The sequence below is a fragment of the Nostoc sp. UIC 10890 genome (assembly GCF_054786515.1).
In genome coordinates, this window is record NZ_JBSGKF010000003.1 from 127,570 (window position 1) to 147,426 (window position 19,857).

Here is a 19,857-nt window from a genome sequence, read left to right on the forward strand (position 1 = left end):
GCTGAGAAAATTATGGCAGTCAAAAAGTATGGTTAAAAGCAGAAGTGTTGAATGTTAAGAAAAATCCGATAAAAATAACCCAAAATATGGTAATTTTGGGCAAGGGCTTAAAATATAATTAGTTTAATTGTAGATTATAAATTCATTTCCCAAAATTGTAAGGATTCAGGTAGCAGAGTATTGACAAAGGGAACACTTAAGGGGGAGTATCACAGATATGAACCAAAACCTGCCGTACTGTTTTAGACCGAGAAAGCTTGAACCAGTTATCGAAGGAAGAACTGGTAGAGATAATCATTGAGCAGAACAAGGTAATACCTGGACTTTGGACTAAAAGGCTAGAGAAAAGCAGTCAGCAGTAACACTGACTGCCGTAAAGTCAATGAAAGTAATCGATAAATCATTGACGTGATGATCTTGACACAACTAGAAAAATTCCGGCAAGCTATCTACGATTGTTTGGGGAAGGCAAAAGATGCTGTATTTGAATTGATGGATGCAGTATTGACAAGTCCGAGTATCCCATCGTTTGTAAGCTTGTCACAAAGCCCAGTATTTCGACGGCAATGGTCGAGCGTTTATGCAGCACTGCATGATAGTCGTCCACCGAAAATGTTGCTGATGAAGCTGCTGGTACAGGAGATAGCGACGGATGAACAGCCATTTCTAGCAGGAGATCATAGCTTTTGGGCACGACCAGAAGCGAAGACACTAAAAGAAAGCTAGCGTGGCAAAACTTACTAGAGAAGAGTAAAAATCCTGTAATCTTGACCTTGTAGCGAAATAATGGTGCGAAAACTTGGCAAGAAAAAGTCTAAAACCAGAGGCAACATCGTTTGAAGTACTCGATTGTGTTCAAAAAAGATGCCCTTCGTGCGGGGAAGCAATGTGGAATGAATACAATAATCCTCGACATATAAGAACATTAAATGGGGTAGTAGAACTACAGCTAAAAATTCGTCGATGTCAAAATAAGTTATGTGTGCGGTATAAAAAAGCATATCGACCAGAGCAAGAAGGGTCACTCGCTCTACCACAAAACGAATTTGGTTTGGATGTGATTGCTTATATAGGAGCATTACGCTACCAAGAACATAGAAGTGTTCCTCAAATACACACTTACCTTGAATTAAAGGGTATATGTATCAGTCAACGAACGGTCACGTACCTAATTGACAGATATGACGAATTACTTTCTTTATGGCTAAAAGACCATAAAAGGTTAAAAGCAATAGTGGCTGATCAAGGACGGGTGATATTAGCGATCGATGGAATGCAGCCAGAAATTGGACATGAAGTATTATGGGTAATTCGAGATTGCTTATCAGGAGAAATAATACTTGCTAAAACCTTATTATCATCAAGAAATGAAGATTTAGTGGCGTTATTATTAGAAGTAACTAATACCCTAAATGTACCAATTGATGGCGTTGTTAGTGATGGACAACAATCAATTCGCAAAGCTGTTAGGTTAGCATTACCTAGTATTGCTCATGGTTTATGTCATTATCATTACCTGAAGGAGGCTATTATTCCCATATATGAGGCGGATCGACATGCAAAAAAGGAATTAAAGAAAAAAGTTAGAGGATTACGAGACATTGAACGTAGTATTACCAATGAAGATAAGGATTTGGCGACAATTATTGAAGATTATTGTTCGGCAGTACGTAGTTCTATAACCAATGATGGTCATCCACCGTTAGAAGCATCTGGATTAAAGTTACAAGAAAATTTGACATTGATAGAGCAAAGCTTAGAACGGATGGAAAAAAAAGTGCTTTACCACCACCTTTAGTCAACCTAAAACACCTTATAGCTAAGGGATTATCTGCAACTGCATCTTTATTTTCACCTGTTATAGTTGCATATCAGTGGGTTGATAAAGCTAGTAATATTCTCAATAATAAAATAGGTCTTGATGCTGCTGGAGTTAAACAAAGTTATCAGGAATTATTAACAGAAATGTCCCAACAAAAACAGAAAGCTGGTACACTTAGTAGCGCAATCGATAACTTTATAAAAACCACTCATAACTACTGGTCTGGACTTTTTCATTGTTATGAAATTGAAGATTTTCCCAGAACTAATAATGACTTAGAACATGCTTTTGGTATGCTACGTCATCATCAACGTCGTTGTACTGGTCGTAAGGTTGCCCCCTCATCCCTCGTTATTCGTGGTTCTGTCAAACTTGCCTGTGCCATCGCTACTAAACTTCATTCTTTTACCGCATCTGATTTAGCACAAGTTGATATCGTTACTTGGCTCGAATTACGCTCTCAATTGCAAAAACACCACGCATTGCCAGAATTGAACAATATCGATTTCGCAGAGACCCCAAGGGTTACTTGGCTAATTTAGAGAGTCGTCTTCTCTAGTAAGTTTTGCCACGCTAGAAAGAAAGAACTTTTCATGGGGACTCCAAGGGAAGCATAGGTATCGGACAAAGTTACAGCACTGTCTTCGTGGATACCAGAGGCAGATGGGAGTTGGGCATTGCCGTTGAAACATGAACGGCTCACCACCTTTGAAACGCCAACAAGCAAAGCAGCATTCCAACTCAAACAAATCACTCGTGAGTTAGGAAAAAGGCCGCTTGCCGCTTATGACCGAGGTTACGGCAACGCCAAATTTGTGCAAGCGACGGAGGAGATTAATGCAGACCTGTTGTTACGTTTAGCTTCTAACCGATGCGTATGGGGTAAACCTAGTGCTTATAAAGGACGAGGCGCACCGTGTAAGCATGGTCATAAGTTTAAGCTCAATGACCCTGAAACTTGGCCTGTAGCAACTGAAACTCTAGAAGTTGAAGACCTAAAATTTGGTCGAGTTAAAGTAATGCGTTGGAGTGGGTTTCATTTCCTTCAATCCCCAAACCGAGCAATGGAAATCATTCGCGTCGAGGTGATCCAACCAGTCGGACGCTATCGTAAGTTCCAACCCTTATGGCTAGCTTGTTTGGGTCAGACAATGCCTGCATTAGAGGATCTATGGCACAAATACTTGCGCCGTTTTGCCCTAGAGCATTGGTATCGAGAAAGCGAAGCAGAGGTTGTATTGGACACAACCTCAACTTGGCTCTACTCAGGCAGCAGAGCGATGGAGTCACCTGATGCCCCTGTTAACTTGGCAACTATGGTTAGCTAGAGTTGCCTGTATCGACTCCCCATTACCTTGGCAATCAAATCAGGATAAACTATCTCCAGGGCGCGTCGCACAAGCCTTTCCACTAATTTTAGCCGCCATTGGTACTCCTGCTCAACCCCCTAAAACTCGCGGTAAATCACCTGGTCGCGCCCAAGGGCATCAGCCACCTTTACGTCCTCGTTATCCCATTGTCAAAAAACACGCATCTAAAAAAGCTAAATCCCAAGAATCACTGAACAAAGCCGACTCAACTGCTGCTTAGGTTCTGCTTCTTTTTCAACGATTCAACTTAACTCAGCCTCTGAAAGAAGTTGGGTAACTTTTTCTTGCCTTCTATTCATTACTGCTAAATGCTAATTAGTCCAAACTCAAGTAATACGTGAGTTACAGAAAATCATCAAAGAACTACAACAAGAAATAGAGCGTTTAAAAGTCAGTAGAGATTTAGACAGTTCTAATTCGTCGAAACCACCGTCTCTTGACATTCACAAAAAGAGTGAAAACAAAAAGCACCACCTCAAGAAGAGGAATCAAATCAGCCCAAAAAGAAACCAGGTGGGCAGCCAGGACATCAAGGCAAAACCCGTAAGGGCTTTGGCAGAGTAGATCGCTATGAAATTATCAGTCCTACGGATTGTGCTTACTGTGGCCAAAAAACATTTGCACCCCTAGCAGTAAAAGTAGAAAAACACGCGGTAGCGCAACTAGTAGAACGTCCTATAGAAATAGTGGAGTATCAACGCCAAACCTGCGTGTGTGAGAGTTGTGGCAATGTACAAGCTGCCTCTTGGCCAGAAGATATCATTCCAGGACAAGATTTAGGGGTGAAATTACAGGCGTTTTTAGGATGGGCAAATAACTATGCACATATGCCCTACGAAAAACAGCAGGAAATGTTGTGGGAACTGGGGCAAATCGATATTGGGCTGGGAACGTTAGTTGCAACCAATGAACGAATAACTGGAGCAATTGAACCAAGCATCACTGAGTTAAGTAATTGGCTAAAACAGACGCAGCCGAACATTTATGTGGATGAAACACCTTGGTCAGTCAAAGGAACCAAAGAATGGTTGTGGGTAGTTGCTAATTCTGAGTTTTGCTTGTTTACTGCGGCTGATACTCGCTCACGATCCGAATTAGAAGCAATTTTAGGAACCCAATATCAAGGCGTAATTATCAGCAACGATTTTAGTGTTTACAACGGCATCAAGTTACTGCCCAACAAAAATGTTTAGCTCATCTACGCCGTCACTTCAAAAAATTAATTCAACTTCCCGGTCTTCATAATCAAGCTATCGGTGAAGTATTTGTTAGTTTAATTGATGAAGCTTTTAGACACTATGCTCAATGGTTTCAGACTCTTGAGTAGCTAGACTCCTTATCCCGTATAGCTTAGAGCTTTTCTTAGTGCCATTCGATCATGAACAATTACGTCATGACAAGATGTTCGTCTTGGCGATCAGCATCGCATAAATTTTTACCATTTTTAGTATTTCCAGGCTCTAAGTGTGGAGCAAAGAGTTTCTTTGGAGAGGGATTACCTGTACCAATCCTAATTTTGGCTGAGTTGTAACATATAGACCATCAACTGCCCCAACTGCCGATAGTATGGAAAATCCCTCGACTGCATTGAAAAACTGGGCATTTGTCTTCATTACCTCGTTACCTTTTTCCCTTTCGATTGCCAACGCCTGCTTGTCTTGCCTAATGCTGTGGCTTGACTGAATCCGCTGAGACATCTCTGCCATAACAAAATCGGCAATCCCCTCCTTAGCGTCCTCCAAGTCCTCGACGCCGGACACCAGATTCAAGAATGCTAGCTTTAGGTTAGAACTGCCGAAGTCACGGCGACTAAGCCGTTGTGCCTCCCAGAAATAGGAATCCTTGCCACGGTTTTGATCGTAGAAGGCTGATACGAACACTAAGAAACGCAAATAAGCCTGCCGATAGCTATGATCGTAGAAAGAAGCAGCTTGTGACTGAGTCACCTCGCCACGTATAACACTTGTGATACTGGCTGCGGCTAACAAAGCGCTATAGGTAGCAAGATGCACCCCACTCGATAGTAGGGGGTCTAGGAAGCAAGCAGCGTCTCCCGATATGAAGTAGGCTGGTCCTGAAAAGGAGTCGGAAGTGTAAGAGTAATCTTGCTCAACTTTCACGTCTGAGACTAGCTCCCCTAGTGCAACCAGATCCGCTATCAAGGGACACTCTGCAATCGCCTCCACGTAGATATCCTTCAAGTTCTTAGTCAGTCTCTCCTTGTAGGTTGACTTATGCATCACTACACCAACGCTCATAATTTCCTCATCCAAAGGAATTCCCCACACCCAACCATCTGCAATGGAGCCCAAGGCAATCGCACCCGACTGACCTTTAGGTAGTCTCAAGGCGTTTTTCCAGTACCCCCAGATGCCAACATTCTGGAATACGTCGTGTAGACGGCGGTTTTTCAGATACTCCGTCGCCATGATCCCAGCACGACCTGAAGCGTCAATCATAAAGTCAAAAGAAATCTCCCCGGTAGTATCATTTGATTGTGACCAAGTAGCGCTGCGCGGGCGATCGCCATCAAAAGACAACTGGCGAATTTTAGTCCCTTCAAAAACCTTCACACCCTGGCTCTTTGAATGCTCTAAAAGCAAGTGGTCGAATTCGTCACGGCGAACTTGGAAGCTGTAGGTGTTGTCCCCCGTAAGTTCCCCAAAATTGAGGCTCCACTTTTCCGTTCCCCATTCTATGTACGCTCCAGGTTTACGCTGAAAGCCATAAGCTTCAATTTTCTCGCGTACGCCAAGCAGGTCAAAAATTTCTAAAGCAGAGGGCAAAAGAGATTCCCCAACGTGGTAACGCGGGAATACCTCTCGTTCTAAAAGCGTTACATCAAAGCCCTCACGAGCCAATAGGGTAGCAGCAGTAGATCCAGAAGGTCCCCCTCCGATAATTAGAATCTGTGTGGAATTAGGCAGTGTAGACATTGCAGGTTTCTTCTCCAAAAGATACAGTATTTTCGCAACAATGGCGGTTGTGTCGCCTAGGGACAAACAATCTGTCTTACTCGTGTGGCATTAAGCGACAACTCCAAAGATTTCTTTGATAAACTTGGCTTGAGCTACACTGTTCCCCGGCCGATAAAGATACTTCCACTCCCCTTTAACTTGGATGTAAGTTTCGTCTACCCGCCATGAATCATTCGTCTGCTTCAAATAAATGAGGACGAATCCGAAATCCAGTTCCAAGCCGCATTTCAACACCCATCGATTCAGGGTGGAATGATCCACGTCTATGCCTCGCTCCTACATCATCTCCTCCAAGTCCCAATAGAACAACGAGCGGCAGTACCAACGCACATTAAGCAGGATGATTTCTGGCAAAAGGTGACGCCATTTGAACAGGGAGCGAGTGGAAATGGAAAGCTAAGAGCCTGTCAAGAAACAACTTTTACAATTTATTATCTAGAAAGCTTACTGAGAAGACATTTCTAGCTCAAAAGAGGCAAGGTTGTTACATGACAAGCTCTAAGCATTAACGACAAGGATTTCCTACCCTGCACTATCTCACTCAGCTTTTTGCGACACAACCTTTAAAAGCACACTTTTAAAATGCGATGGGCTTACGCTTTACAGGTACTTGAGAAACTTGTTGTTTTCATCCACGATAATTTTTTTCGGTTCCTTGATTTCGTCAGTTACCTCGAATGCTAGCAATGTGATAAGGTCTCCTGAATTGACTAGGTGGGCGGAGCCACCGTTCATACAGATGACCCCGGAATTTTCCTCACCTTCTAGGACATAGGTTTCTAGACGATTACCATTAGTGTTGTCCACCACCATAACCTTTTCACCCGGTAGTATGTCTGCCTTTTCCATCAGAACTTTGTCTACTGTAATACTTCCGATGTAGTTAACGTTGGCTTCCGTCACCGTCGCTCTGTGAATTTTCGACTTCAACATAATACGCATCGTTTCTTTCCTCATGTGGCTTTAAATTTCAATTGAGTTGACTGAGAAATATCTGAGCCTATATTTATTTGAGATGGCTGATACTTTTTAGCAAATAAACTCAAGTTTTTTTGGGCTATAGAAATACCAAACTTTAAATTTATAATATTAGATTGTCCATCAAACCAAAGTCGATTTAGTAGCCTATACTCTTGTTTGCAAAATGCAGTTCTTCCATGCAAAACTCTAGTATTATCTACAATAATTATTTGGTTTTGTGCCAGTTTAAAAATTACTTGATTATCAGGATTATTTACAAAGTTTTCAAATGATTTAAATGCCGCAAAACTTTTCGATTCAACCGAAACATGAGCTGCATTATCTGCTCTAAACCTTACAATAAGCCCAGCATGATGTTCTTCAAAAATAGGTTTAGTTGCTTTTTTATTATCTCTTTTGACTGTAATCGCATTAGGATTAAACAAAGTTAATAATCCAACTGGGTTTGTCCGCTTTAGATGTTCATATACCAGCTTGCCATCAATAAGCTTCGTGAACCCGCCATTTGCAGCAGCAATCTGGCACTGCATTGCCATTACTTTTGGTGGAGTAATTGTGAACGCTCCATCCGTATGTAACGATAAATCTGTAGTTGTAGTATTTACATATTCTGGATAACTATCAACAGGACTGATGGGGACAATTCCCTGTGAATCAGAATGTTCGTGCTGAATAATTGTTCCAAAATAATCAGACAATTTTAATAAGTTATTCTTAGGTGTTGCTGAAGGTTCGTGTTCTAGTATTACGAATCCAAACTCATTAAATTTATTTGCCATCTCAGCTTCTTTAGAAACTGGCATTTCTAATACACTTTTCACTCTAATTATTAGATTTTCAATTTCTATTGAATACACTTTTAATTTTCTCCTGGATGTCACTGCTCTGCTACAACTAGCTTAATTTTTTTAGAATTCTCATGTTTACAATAAATACGTTTTCAAAAAAAATACTATAAGTCTTGCTGATATAGGTTGTAAATCCCTCGATATAGCTAGGTAATAATCAAACATAAATTTAAATGCCTCTATTGCATGTTTATTTAGAGCATGATAAGTATGTTTAAACAGAATTATTTACATTCAGTAGACCAAAAAGCTTTCCAAAAGACTTACCAGCTATTGATTTTACCTGGGAATGCAATAATCCGCCGATATAAGCTTTTAAGAGGATGTTTAAAAAATTGGGAGTTGAGTAAAAAATATTTTAAACATCCTCTACTCTAATAGTTTAAACTTCAGTTTTTTACAATACAACCATTTTTAATCCACCTTGAGGATAAATTGAGAAAATATCTCGTACTGGTTTTAAAGGAGGTTTGCCTACCAATTCCAATTGCCAATTCCGCAAAATATTAGCCAATACTAACTTCATTTTAAACTGAGCAAATGCCATACCAATGCAAGTTCGGTTACCGCCACCGAAAGGGAAATACTCATAATTTAAAAATTTATTATCTAGAAAACGTTCTGGCTTAAACTCTTTAGAGTTAGGATATAGTTCTTCCCGGTGGTGAATTAGATAAATACATGGATAAAGACAAGTTCCTACCTCAAATTGATGACCTCCAATTTCTATTGGCGATTTTACAATTCGAGGAAAAGTAGTTAGACCAACTGGATATATTCTCAAGGTTTCAGCACAAACTGCATTGAGATAAGGTAATTTGCTTATTTCCGTTGGGTCTGGATTATCTCCTAACTCATCTAATTCTTGAAATAACTTGGCTCTTATCTCTGGTAAGTAATGAATCCAATAATATGCCCATGTTATTGCTGCAGATGTAGTTTCATATCCAGAAAAGATAAGTGTCATTAACTCATCTTGCAACTCCTCATCTGTCATTTTTCCTCCATTTTCATCTCGTGCTGCCATCATCATACTGAGGATATCATTGTTGTAATTGTTATAATTTTCTCTACGTTCTTTGATTTCTGCAGAAATGATATTTGCAATCTGACGTTGGCAACGTAAAAGATTACCCCAGGCACTCCAAGAACCCCAGTCTCTTCTAAACACATTGAAGAAAAGAGAGCTAGAAGCAAAGGGATTAGTTATAGTGGATACTATTTGATTAACTATCAATTTGAGTTGTTGATAACGTTCCGTTTTATCTGAACCCAGTAAAACCGTTAACATCGCTCGCAGCGTAATTTCTTTGACTTCCTTGTAAATAATCAATCTTTGACCAGGTTGCCAATTAGAAGTAACCTGCTTCGTTGCATGGCATATTAGTTCTCCATAGTTAGATATATTTTGACCATGAAAAGCAGGCATCAGTAGTTTACGCTGTCGTTTATGACTACTTCCATCAAGCAAGGTGACGGAATTGTTGCCTAAAAAAAATCCTGCTAAATCGTTAGCTTTAGCTTTTCCACTGTCAAAATACTTGTGTTTATCAAAAATTTCTTTTATATCCTTAGGATTACTAATAAGTACTAAAGGTTCAAAACCAATAGCTTTGAAGGTAAAAGTGTCTCCATAGCGTGCTCGACACTGTTCCAAAAATTCACAAGGATTATTAAGCCATTGCAATAAGTTCCACCAAGATGGTGTATTGGGACCAGGAAGTAATGAGGATTTAGCAGTATTAATCATTCTTAGTTATGCTGGATTTGGCGTAAATTTACTAATTAGACTTTGGACACTATTGAATTTCATTTTTCCAATTGATGGGTTTTCTGTGCTTGTTCAAGAGATATTTGCATTTGTTGAGCCAATACCTTGACATGAGGCTCACTCAGCATTGAAACATGATTACCCGGAACTATATGGATTTCCACTTCTCCATCAGAAAACTGATTCCAACCCCATGTTGGCTCTTGGAAAATGTGAGAAGAACTTTCTTGCTCTGGATTTATCTCCCTCGCACAGAACAAAGTGATTGGAGTTTTATAAGTCTTTTCCGGTTCATACTTAATTTGACATTGAGTTTGGAAAACTTGTAATAAACCACGAACCATTTTGATATCTGTTTGAGCAGGCAAAAAACCAACTATTTCTAACTTTTGCTTGAAATAATTTAATTGTTGCTCCCGAGTTAGAGAAGTTAGAGTTTCATAAGATAAAAATAGATTTTCTCCAACAATATCTTCAATAACCTCAGCCATTCGATATATCCACTTTGCATTATCCCAGTTAGAAAAATCATTCTGATGATTAGCTTGAGAAGTTGGTGCATGAGTATCTAAAATTCCAACATAAGCAACAGACTTTCCAATAAGTTGTAGTTGATTCGCCATTTCAAATACTACATGACTGCCAAAGGAATGACCAGCCAAGAAGTAAGGACCAACTGGTTGAACTGTTTGAATTGCTTTAATGTGTTGGGAGGCTATTTCTTCAACACTTTTATGAGGTTCGGTTTCACCATCAAGACCTTGGGCTTGTAAACCGTATAACGGTTGATTATTCCCAAGATATTGTGCTAAGTGGTGGAAGTAGAGAACATTTCCACCTGCTCCTGGTACACAGAACAAAGGTGGTAATGAACCGTTTTGTTGAATTGGTACTAATGGAGACCAAAGTTCGGCTCCGGAATCGGAACCAACAAGAAGTGCTAGTCGTTCAATGGTGGGATTTTGAAAAAGAGTGGCTAAAGGTAAATTTTTCTGGAATTGTTGTTGAATCTCGGACATTAGACGGACAGCTAGAAGGGAATGTCCTCCTAAGCTAAAGAAGTTGTCATGAATACCAACAGAGGGTAGATTGAGAACTTCTTGGAAAATCTCAACTAACTGACGTTCTGTTTGATTCCGTGGTTTTGTCTGCTCAGAAGTATTCAAACCTCCATATATAGCAGCAATTTGTTCCCGATTAATTTCTCCTCTTTGAGTAAGGGGTATTTGTTCAAGTTGGACAAAGTTAATTTGATTGGGTATTCCAAAGCGATCGTGTAGTTGTAACTTTTGTAAGGAGAGTGCAGCAAGTTCTGGTGTGGGAGAGGTGAAGTAAGCAGTTAATTTCTGCTTGGGCTGACAATCACGAATCAAATGTTCAACATTTGTTTTAGTTCCATCCAATCCGATTAATAGATTATGTTCCGAACCAGATAAAGCTGCTAAAAATGAGTAAAATCCTTGTTGAGGAGTAATAATAAAATAGCCCTTAGCACGACTGAGTTCTTGGAATTGATAGCCATGACTTATTCCGGTTTCATTCCACATACTCCAAGAGCAGCAATAGCTTTGGAAACCGTTTTGTTGTTGATAATCGCTCCATGCTGACTGAAAACTATTTGCTGCACTATAAGCTGCAACATTGGTTCCTCCAAAGAAACCATTTACAGAACAAAAGTGGACAAATAAAGCATTTTCTTTATCCTTGAGCAATTGATGCAATACCCAAGTACCGCTAACTTTAGGACGTAAAACAGCAGCGATATTTTCTGGGGTTTCTTTCTCGATTGGCGTTTCCTGAATAATCCCAGCCATATGAAATACCCCATCAAGTTGAGTCCTCCATTCTTGTGTTGCTTTTTCTACTACCTGTTGTAAACCTACTAAATCACAAATATCTACAGTTTGATAAATTATTGAACCTGGTAGTTTTTCTAATTCTTGATACCTCTGCAATTTTGTGCTAGCTTCCTCATTATTATCTTCAATTTGAGTTCTACCAACTAATATTAAATGTGCTTGATAATGTTCTAATAAGTACTTTGCAATAACAGTCCCAATTCCTCCAAGCCCTCCTGTAATTAGATACGTTCCTCCTGGTATAATCGGAATTTTTTGTTTTTCCTTAGCAGTCATATCTACTGGTTCCAGACCAGACACAAAACGTTCTCTATTGCGTATAGCAACTTCCAATTCTTTATCAGCAGAATACAGTTCTTGCCAAATATAACTATTGTTGAGTTCTGGTGCTAATGGTAAATCTAAATGACGAGTAGTTAACCAAGGCATTTCTTGACTAACAGTTTTAAGTAAGCCTAAAACAGTGGATTTTTCGGGTTGAATTTTATCTGTGGGATGAACTAATTGGCTTTGATTAGCAATCCATAATAATTTGACTGCTTGCTGTTTGCCTTGAATTTCTTCTAAAGCTTGTACTAAAAATAGTAAACTGTAAATTCCTTGTTGTTGAGTGGACTCTAAGTTTTCCAAGCTAGAAATTTTTTCAGTCTGCTCGTTGTAGTTCCAAAGATGAAGAATTTGACTAATTACTTGGCTATTTTGCCTCAAAGAATCAATTAACAAGCGATAGTGTTGTGGATTTCCAGGAACAATAGAATAATGATTTGGGCTAATTTGAGCAAAATTTGAACCAATAGTAACTTGAGCATATGGTTGAACAGTTTGGGACAATTCCTCGGTTAATCTTGTTGCCAAACCCAAATTATCTGTAAATATTAGGGTTAAAGTTTTATGAGAAGAATAATTGAGTAAACTATTTTTATTTTTTTTAATTTTCCATACTTTACGGTAAAACCAGTTGGGAATAGTATTAGTATTACCAAGCAACAAGTCTACACTCTGTCTGAGAGATTTAAACTCACCACATTCAAAACGTTGCTTAAGGAGGGAACGTTGAATTTTACCGATGGAAGTTTTGGGAATCAGTTCTTTATCTATGGGTATTAAATAACTTGGGTTTATCCCGCAGTATTTTACAACTTGTTCCCTAACCTTTTTCAAAAGCTCTAATAATTGATTCTTCTCAGATACATACGGAGTGAAAAAGATTACTAATTCTTCGGTATTGTTGCTAGCAACGCAGACTCCACAGGCTGCGGTATAAGAAACTTCAACCTCTCCTAATTCTTCAACAATAGCTTCTATTTCATGACTATAATAATTAACTCCATTAATAATAATGATATCTTTTTGTCGTCCTGTAATCGTTAAGCATCCATCTTTTATAAATCCTAAATCACCTGTATTAAACCAACCATCTTCGGTAAATGCTTCCTTATTTGCTTTTGGATTTTGATAATAACCAGAAGTAACGGTTAATCCTTTGACCTGAAGTAAACCAATTTCACCTTCTGATAATACTTCCATGTCTTGATTGACTATTCTCAGACAAGTACCCCTAATCGGTTTTCCAAGATTTACAAAGGAATTATCATCTGAACTTGATAAGAGTGAAAAATTGTCAGAATAAGTAATACCAGAGGAAACCTCAGCCATTCCCCAAGATGGAGTCATAGCATCCCCAGATAAGCCAAAGGGAGCAAGTAATTTCAAAAAACGTCTTGCTGTTGCTGCAACAATTTGTTCCGCACCATTTAACATCAAGCGAATAGAAGATAAATTCCAATTCTGCTTTTCTATTTCTTGAACAAAATCATTAATTAAACTATAGGCAAAGTTGGGAGCAAAAGTAACAGTGACACCAAAAGCATCAATCCAATCCAACCATCTTAAAGGTTTTTCAATCACTAATTGACTAGTAGCATGAATTTGTTTACATCCTAAATAAATATCCCGGATATGAAAATATATTAAACCTGCAACATGGTCTAATGACATCCAATTTAAGGTTATATCTTCTTGGGTAAAATTATTCATTTGTATTGAACCAATAGTCCTACTCAGTAGATTTAAATGGCTCAACTGTACCACCTTAGACATACCTGTACTACCGGAAGTAAGCATGAACAGTGCTAAATCTTCTGGTTGGGCATTATAGTAATCCTTATCTGTTGAGAACTTTTGTAAACTTTCAATAGTTTCTAACTTAAAGTTGTCGTCATTTAGATTTTGAGACCATTTCTTTAGTTCTGACAATGATTTTTTATCTGTTAAAACCAAAGGTCTTTCTAACATCTGCCAACTATTTTGTAATTTATTTAGATTGACATTGGGCTGGTCATAGCTTACAGGAATTACAACGGGTACGGGAATAAAGCCTCCCAACACACAACCCCAAAAAGCACTAATAAAATCTTTATTTTCTTTTAATTGCAAAATAACTTTATCTTGTGGCTTAATTCCCAGTTTTCTGAAGCCACCTAGAATTCTTTGAGCATCTTCTAATAACTGGGCATATGATTGAACTTGTTCGGAACCATCAGAGTTAATATAAGTGATTCCTTTGTGAGGAAATTTCCCAGCAGTTTTTTGCAGCATCTCCCCTAAAGTTTCTGGAGATGATTCTGGAAAGATTAATACTTCTTCGTGGCTGATGGCAGGTGATTTTATTTCTAATAGGGAACTACTCTCTTTTCCCCTAGCAGTTCTGGGAGTTTCAACTGGAGTAGAACCTTGATTGAAAATAGCTTGGGTTGATGGTAAAAGTTCTTCTAAATGTATAGGAGAAATCGTTTTTACATTTGGCTCAATAAAAACAGCAACTTTATCAATTTCCGCCTGAGAACCTATTTGTTCTTCCCAAGTGTTAATTAACTCAGAATCAATTATGCTAATAGAAGCTAAACCTACTTCATCAACTTCTCCAAAACTTGTCAATGGTAAAGCAGATACTGGTACATAGATGCAGGGTAATGGGTATCCAGGTAACTGAGATTTTAAATAATGGTGTAAAAACTCCCTAGACCAAGAACCATCTTTGACTACGTAAGCGACTAATTTTTGATTGCGTACCATTACATAGCAATCTTCTACCCCTTTCGCTGTTTGTAAAGCTTGTTCAATACGTTGTAGGTTAATTCGTTGTCCATTAACTGTGACAATTCGATGCTCTTTTCCTAGCAATTCCAGAGAACCATCGACTCGACGACAACCCCATTCCCCTGTTTTTAATAACTTACCCAGTTGGGTATGTTCTATGAAACTTATAAATTTTTCTGGTTCTGGATGTAACTTGTCTGGGAGTAAATCGCAATTCCCCAAATAAATTTCTCCTTCTACACTCAAAGGAACTAATTGTTGATGGTTATCTAAAATGTAAATTTGTAAATTATTTGAACTCAGGAAATGAACATATTTATCCAGCAGGTAAGTTGTAGCGATGTTATTGTAACTGTGCAGTACCTGCTCTTGCTCAGAATCTGTTAATAATGGTAATTCACTTATCTTTTGTTGGGGATTTTCTACAATCGCGCTACACAGATTCTGGAAATGAGCAGTCATGCGCTCAATAGTTGACCCATCAAATAAGTCAGTGTTGTACTCCCATGAACCCACTAGTGCTTCGGAAGTTTGCTGCATTGATACTGTTAAATCAAACCGGGCTGTTTCTGTTTGAGAACTCAATAATTTAAGGGTCACACCAGGTAATTCTAATTCACCCATGGGTGCATTCTGCAACACAAACATTACCTGGAATAAGGGTGCATGACTCAAAGAGCGTTGTGGTTGTAGTACTTCAACTACCTGTTCAAAAGGCACATCCTGATGTTTATAAGCTTCAAGTGTAGTTTCCCTAACTTGTGCCAGCAAATTCTCAAAACTGGGATTATCTTCAAAACGGGTTTTCAATACCAAGGTATTGGCAAAAAAGCCAATCAAAGACTCAATTTCACTGCAGTTGCGATTGGCAATGGGTGAACCAATTAAAATATCTAATTGACCGCTGTAGCGATAGAGTAAAGTGGCAAACGCTGCGTGCAGGGTCATAAATAAGGTAGTACCCGAGTTCCGAGACAGGGTTTGCAACTTCTCTTTTAAATCAGTATTTAAACTAAAACTTTGAGTAGTACCCCGGAAAGTTTGCACGGTTGGACGAGGACGGTCAGTAGGTAATTGTAACAATTCTGGTGCACCCTCTAACTGAGAAAGCCAGTAATTGAGTTGAGTTTCTAGTACCTTTCCACTTAACCATTGTCTTTGCCAAACTGCAAAGTCTGCATACTGGATTGGTAATTCTGCCAAGGGGGATGGTTTTCCTGCACTAAAAGCTTGATATAAAGTAGATAGTTCTTGGCTGAATATCCCCATTGACCAACCATCAGAGACAATGTGGTGCATCGTCAGTAATAACACATATTCCCTGGCATCTAACTGCAATAAACTACACCTGATTAGTGGTGCAGTTTCTAAGTCAAAGGGGGTAATTGCTGCAAGTTGTGCTTGTTGGTGAAGGACACTTTCCCGTTCTGTTGCTTCTAGTTGCTGTAAGTCCGCCACACTGATGTTCATGGTGGCTTCTGGGTGAATTACCTGTATTGGTGTGCCATTCACAGTTCGGAAGCTGGTGCGTAGTACTTCATGACGGCGGACTATTTCTGATAATGCTTGTTGCAAGGCATTAATATCCAACTTTCCAGTGACACGAATTGCTCCTGGCATGTTATAAGTGGCACTTGACCCTTCAAGTTGGTTGAGGAACCACAACCGCTCTTGTGCAAAAGATAGGGGTAATTGTTGGTTCTGTGTTCTTGGCTGAATGGGGGGAAGACTTAATGCGCTATTAGTACTACGTAATTGGGTTAATGTTTGCTCTAATTGAGCTACAGTGGGAGAGGAAAAGACTGCACTTAGTTCTATTTCTACTTCAAAGGCAACTCTGAGTCGGGAAATTAATCGGGTTGCTAGTAGGGAATGTCCTCCCAATTCAAAGAAGTTGTCATGGATTCCAACATTTTGCACACCTAGAATAGAAGCGAAGATGTTGGCTATTATTTCTTCACCCGATGTACGTGGTGGGACATATTCATGTTCTCGGCTAATTTCTCCATCAGGTGCTGGAAGGGCTTTACGGTCTATTTTACCGCTGGGTGTCAACGGTAAGGTGTCTAAGATGACAAAGGCACTGGGCATCATGTATTCTGGTAGCTTTTGTTTGAGGAATTCACGCAGGTGATGGGTACTTAGTGATTCATCCTCACTGACTATGTAGGCTACTAAACGTTTGCTACCTGGAATATCTTCTATGGCAATGACAACGACTTGTTGGATTTGGGGGTGGGTACTGAGGACTGCTTCGATTTCTCCAAGTTCAATGCGGAAGCCCCGCACCTTCACTTGGTGATCGATACGCCCTACAAATTCGATATTACCATCCGGCTGCCAGCGGGCTAGGTCTCCAGTCCTAAACAATCTTTCTGCTTGTGCCTTTTTACTTTTCCCCCTGTCCTTCACAAACGGGTTGGGGATAAACTTTTCCCGCGTTAACTCGGGCAGATTTAAATACCCTTTTGCAAGCCCATCTCCGCCGACGTATAGCTCACCCGTAACACCAGGTGGCAAAAGATTGCCATACTTGTCGAGGATGTAAATTTGTGTGTTTGAAATCGGTTTTCCAATCGGAATCGTATTTCTTTTCAGATATTTTTCTAGAGCTTCTCCTAAATCTGCTCTTGGCTCGTCTACCAACTGCAAATGTATTATTTCTTTATGCAGGACAGCAGTTTCCCTATCCCCTGAGCCACTAGGAAGATTTTTTAAAGCATCAAGTTTCTCTTTACTTTTTGCTTCAATTTGATTTGCGATTCTCAGTTTGACTTCAAAGCATGTAACATCAGCGGCAACTTCTGAAGAGCCGTAGAGATTGAACAATCTGGCAGAGCTGATTTTCTGGTGAAATTCCTTAGCCAAGGTTAGCGGTAAGACTTCACCGCTGCAAAAGACATATTTGAGATATCGAAGTTTTGTCAGTTGTTGGGGCGCATTTTCCAGTATCGCTTTTAATAGCGATGGAACGAGAACAATTCTAGTTACCTTTCGATCGCTCAACAGGCTCATTAGCCTGGGAATATCGCCCCGTATATCATCTGGAACGATCACAAGGGGAATTCCTTTGAGAAGGGGAGAAAATATTTCCGCAACATGATCGCCAAAATTGATGGATGTTTTCTGAGAGCAAATCTCATCTGCCCCAAATGGTAGCATTTCCCAGATCCAATGCAAGCGATTGACAATGCCGCGAAGCGTGCCGAGAACGGCTTTGGGTTTTCCAGTAGAACCAGACGTATAGATTGCGTATGCAAGGTCATCCAGTGTTGTTTGCCGATCCAGATTTTCAACGCCTTCCCTAGCAATGACATCCCTATCCCTATCCAGGCAAACGATATGGGCATTTTGAGGGGAAATCTTTTCGAGCAGAGGCCGCTGGGTCAATATGATATGCACATTCGAATCTTCCTGCATGAACGCCAGTCGTTCTTGCGGATAGTTCGGATCTAACGGCACATATACACCACCAGCTTTAAGTATCCCCAACAGTCCTACAATCATATCAATGGAGTATTCTATGCAAATACCCACCAGCACTTCTGGTTTCACTCCCAGAGTTTGTAGATAATGTGCTAATTGGTTCGCTTTTTGATTTAATTGTTGGTAGGTTAATTGTTCTTCTTCAAACACCACTGCTATGGAGTTGGGGGTTTTTTCTACCTGTTGCTCAAATAACTGATGAATACATTTATCAGATGGGTAATCTGTTGCAGTGTTATTCCACTCAACCAATAACTTATGACGTTCTACTTCACTTAATAAAGGTAATTGAGCTACCTTATGTGAAGGATTTTCCACAATTGCAATTGCTGATAAAACAGTTTGCAGATACCCTAAAATCCACTCAATAGTATTTGAAGAGAAACGAGCAGTATCGTAACTAATCCTAACTGACAACTTATCCCCAGGAACTGCAACTAAAGTTAGTGGATAATTAGTTTGTTCAAAAACCTCTACATCACCTAAGTGTAATGAACCTTCTTCATTCAACAAAGAATTATCAATTGGATAATTCTCAAACACCACAATGCTCTCAAACAAAGGTATTCCACCTGGTATCTCAGAAGTGGCTTGAATATCAACAAGAGGAGTATAAAAATACTCTTGTAATTCAACCATTGACTGTTGTATTTTTTGCAACCAAGGTAGGAGTTGCTCCTGAGTGGATACTTGTACTCGTAAGGGAAGGGTGTTAATAAACAGTCCTACCATATTTTCTATCTCAGAGAGGCTAGGAGGACGACCAGAAACAGTCACACCAAATACTACATCTTTCTCACCACTATAACGACTCAATAGTAAAGCCCAAGCAGCTTGTACTACAGTTGATAAAGTCACATGATGTTGTTGTGCTATATGAAGTAACTTCTGAGTGCATTCAGGGGATAAACTACTTGTTCTCTCCTGATAATCCGCAGTTTTATACTGTTGCTCTTTCAGAAATTGAGTTTTATCCATTACCAATGGAGTGGGAGCACTAAAACCTTGCAAAGTTTGTTGCCAAAACTCAATTGCTGCTGATTTGTCTTGAGAATTCAACCAAGCAATATAATCCTGGTAAGGACGTGGTTTTGGTAATTGGCAATTTTCACCAAGCAGATGTGCTTTATAGAAAATTAAAATTTCTTTAAAAATAATTGATAAACACCATCCATCCATAAGGATGTGGTGATGACTCCAGATAAATTTGTAATTATCTTCGCCAAGCCTGACTAACGTACACCGCATTAATGGTGCTTGGGATAAGTTAAAACCTTGTTCTCTTTGTGTTTGCAATAATTGTTTTAATTGTTGTTGTTGCTCATTAGAAGAAAGTTCTCGCCAATCAAGAGTATTCCAAGGAACATTAACCTGTTTTAGTACTACTTGTAATGGAGTTTGGCGATTTTCCCAAACAAAAAATGTACGTAGGATTGAATGTCTATCTAAAACTTTTTGCCAAGCTCTTTCAAAAGCAGCAACATTGATATTACCCTTCAAACCCAAGGTCATCTGTTCAAGATATACCCCACTATAAGGTGCATAAAGACTGTGGAACAGCATCCCTTGTTGCATGGGAGAAAGTGGATAAATTGAAGAGATATTTTTTCTAATTTCTTCGTTGCTCATTGTTCTCTCTTTTT

General features: G+C 39.4%; 5 protein-coding genes and 5 pseudogenes. 4 read left to right on the forward strand and 6 right to left on the reverse strand.

Translation table 11 applies throughout. The annotated features are described in order from the left end of the window. Nucleotides 1–411: 411 nt before the first annotated feature. From ACWATR_RS31795 to tnpC, 4 pseudogenes are all read left to right on the forward strand, one after another. Nucleotides 412–720 (forward strand): annotated as a pseudogene (locus ACWATR_RS31795) (NF041680 family putative transposase); the annotation flags it as partial. Nucleotides 721–886: 166 nt separating this feature from the next. After that, nucleotides 887–2,381: pseudogene (locus tag ACWATR_RS31800) on the forward strand (ISNCY family transposase). 18 nt (nt 2,382–2,399) lie between these two features. Next, nucleotides 2,400–3,412, forward strand: a pseudogene (locus tag ACWATR_RS31805) (transposase); the annotation flags it as partial. A 101-nt stretch (nt 3,413–3,513) separates the two neighbouring features. Beyond that, a pseudogene (gene tnpC, locus ACWATR_RS31810) lies at nt 3,514–4,516 on the forward strand (IS66 family transposase); the annotation flags it as partial. A gap of 136 nt (nt 4,517–4,652) precedes the next feature. Here tnpC and ACWATR_RS31815 read toward each other — a convergent pair. From ACWATR_RS31815 to ACWATR_RS31840, 6 genes and pseudogenes are all read right to left on the reverse strand, one after another. Continuing rightward, nucleotides 4,653–6,128, reverse strand: coding sequence for an NAD(P)/FAD-dependent oxidoreductase (locus ACWATR_RS31815; protein ID WP_460341753.1), 1,476 nt, complete (start codon nt 6,126–6,128; stop codon nt 4,653–4,655). Nucleotides 6,129–6,266: 138 nt separating this feature from the next. Beyond that, nucleotides 6,267–6,560: pseudogene (locus tag ACWATR_RS31820) on the reverse strand (DDE-type integrase/transposase/recombinase); the annotation flags it as partial. Between the two features lie 210 nt (nt 6,561–6,770). Further along, nucleotides 6,771–7,112, reverse strand: a complete 342-nt coding sequence (gene panD, locus ACWATR_RS31825; RefSeq protein WP_114085962.1) for an aspartate 1-decarboxylase — start codon at nt 7,110–7,112, stop codon at nt 6,771–6,773. Between the two features lie 11 nt (nt 7,113–7,123). Further along, nucleotides 7,124–8,008 carry a TauD/TfdA family dioxygenase gene (locus tag ACWATR_RS31830; protein ID WP_460341757.1) on the reverse strand — a complete coding sequence of 295 codons (885 nt, stop codon included), beginning with the start codon at nt 8,006–8,008 and terminating at the stop codon, nt 7,124–7,126. 388 nt (nt 8,009–8,396) lie between these two features. Continuing rightward, nucleotides 8,397–9,749, reverse strand: coding sequence for a cytochrome P450 (locus ACWATR_RS31835; RefSeq protein ID WP_460341760.1), 1,353 nt, complete (start codon nt 9,747–9,749; stop codon nt 8,397–8,399). Nucleotides 9,750–9,808: 59 nt separating this feature from the next. After that, complete coding sequence (locus ACWATR_RS31840; protein WP_460341762.1) at nt 9,809–19,843, reverse strand: SDR family NAD(P)-dependent oxidoreductase; 10,035 nt, start codon at nt 19,841–19,843, stop codon at nt 9,809–9,811. Nucleotides 19,844–19,857 lie beyond the last annotated feature (14 nt).

What these genes read in the sequence shown, in the direction of transcription:
- panD (WP_114085962.1), bottom strand. Translation starts at nt 7,112, where the DNA reads ATGCGTATTATGTTGAAGTCGAAAATTCACAGAGCGACGGTGACGGAA.
- ACWATR_RS31840 (WP_460341762.1), bottom strand. Translation starts at nt 19,843, where the DNA reads ATGAGCAACGAAGAAATTAGAAAAAATATCTCTTCAATTTATCCACTT.
- ACWATR_RS31815 (WP_460341753.1), bottom strand. Translation starts at nt 6,128, where the DNA reads ATGTCTACACTGCCTAATTCCACACAGATTCTAATTATCGGAGGGGGA.
- ACWATR_RS31835 (WP_460341760.1), bottom strand. Translation starts at nt 9,749, where the DNA reads ATGATTAATACTGCTAAATCCTCATTACTTCCTGGTCCCAATACACCA.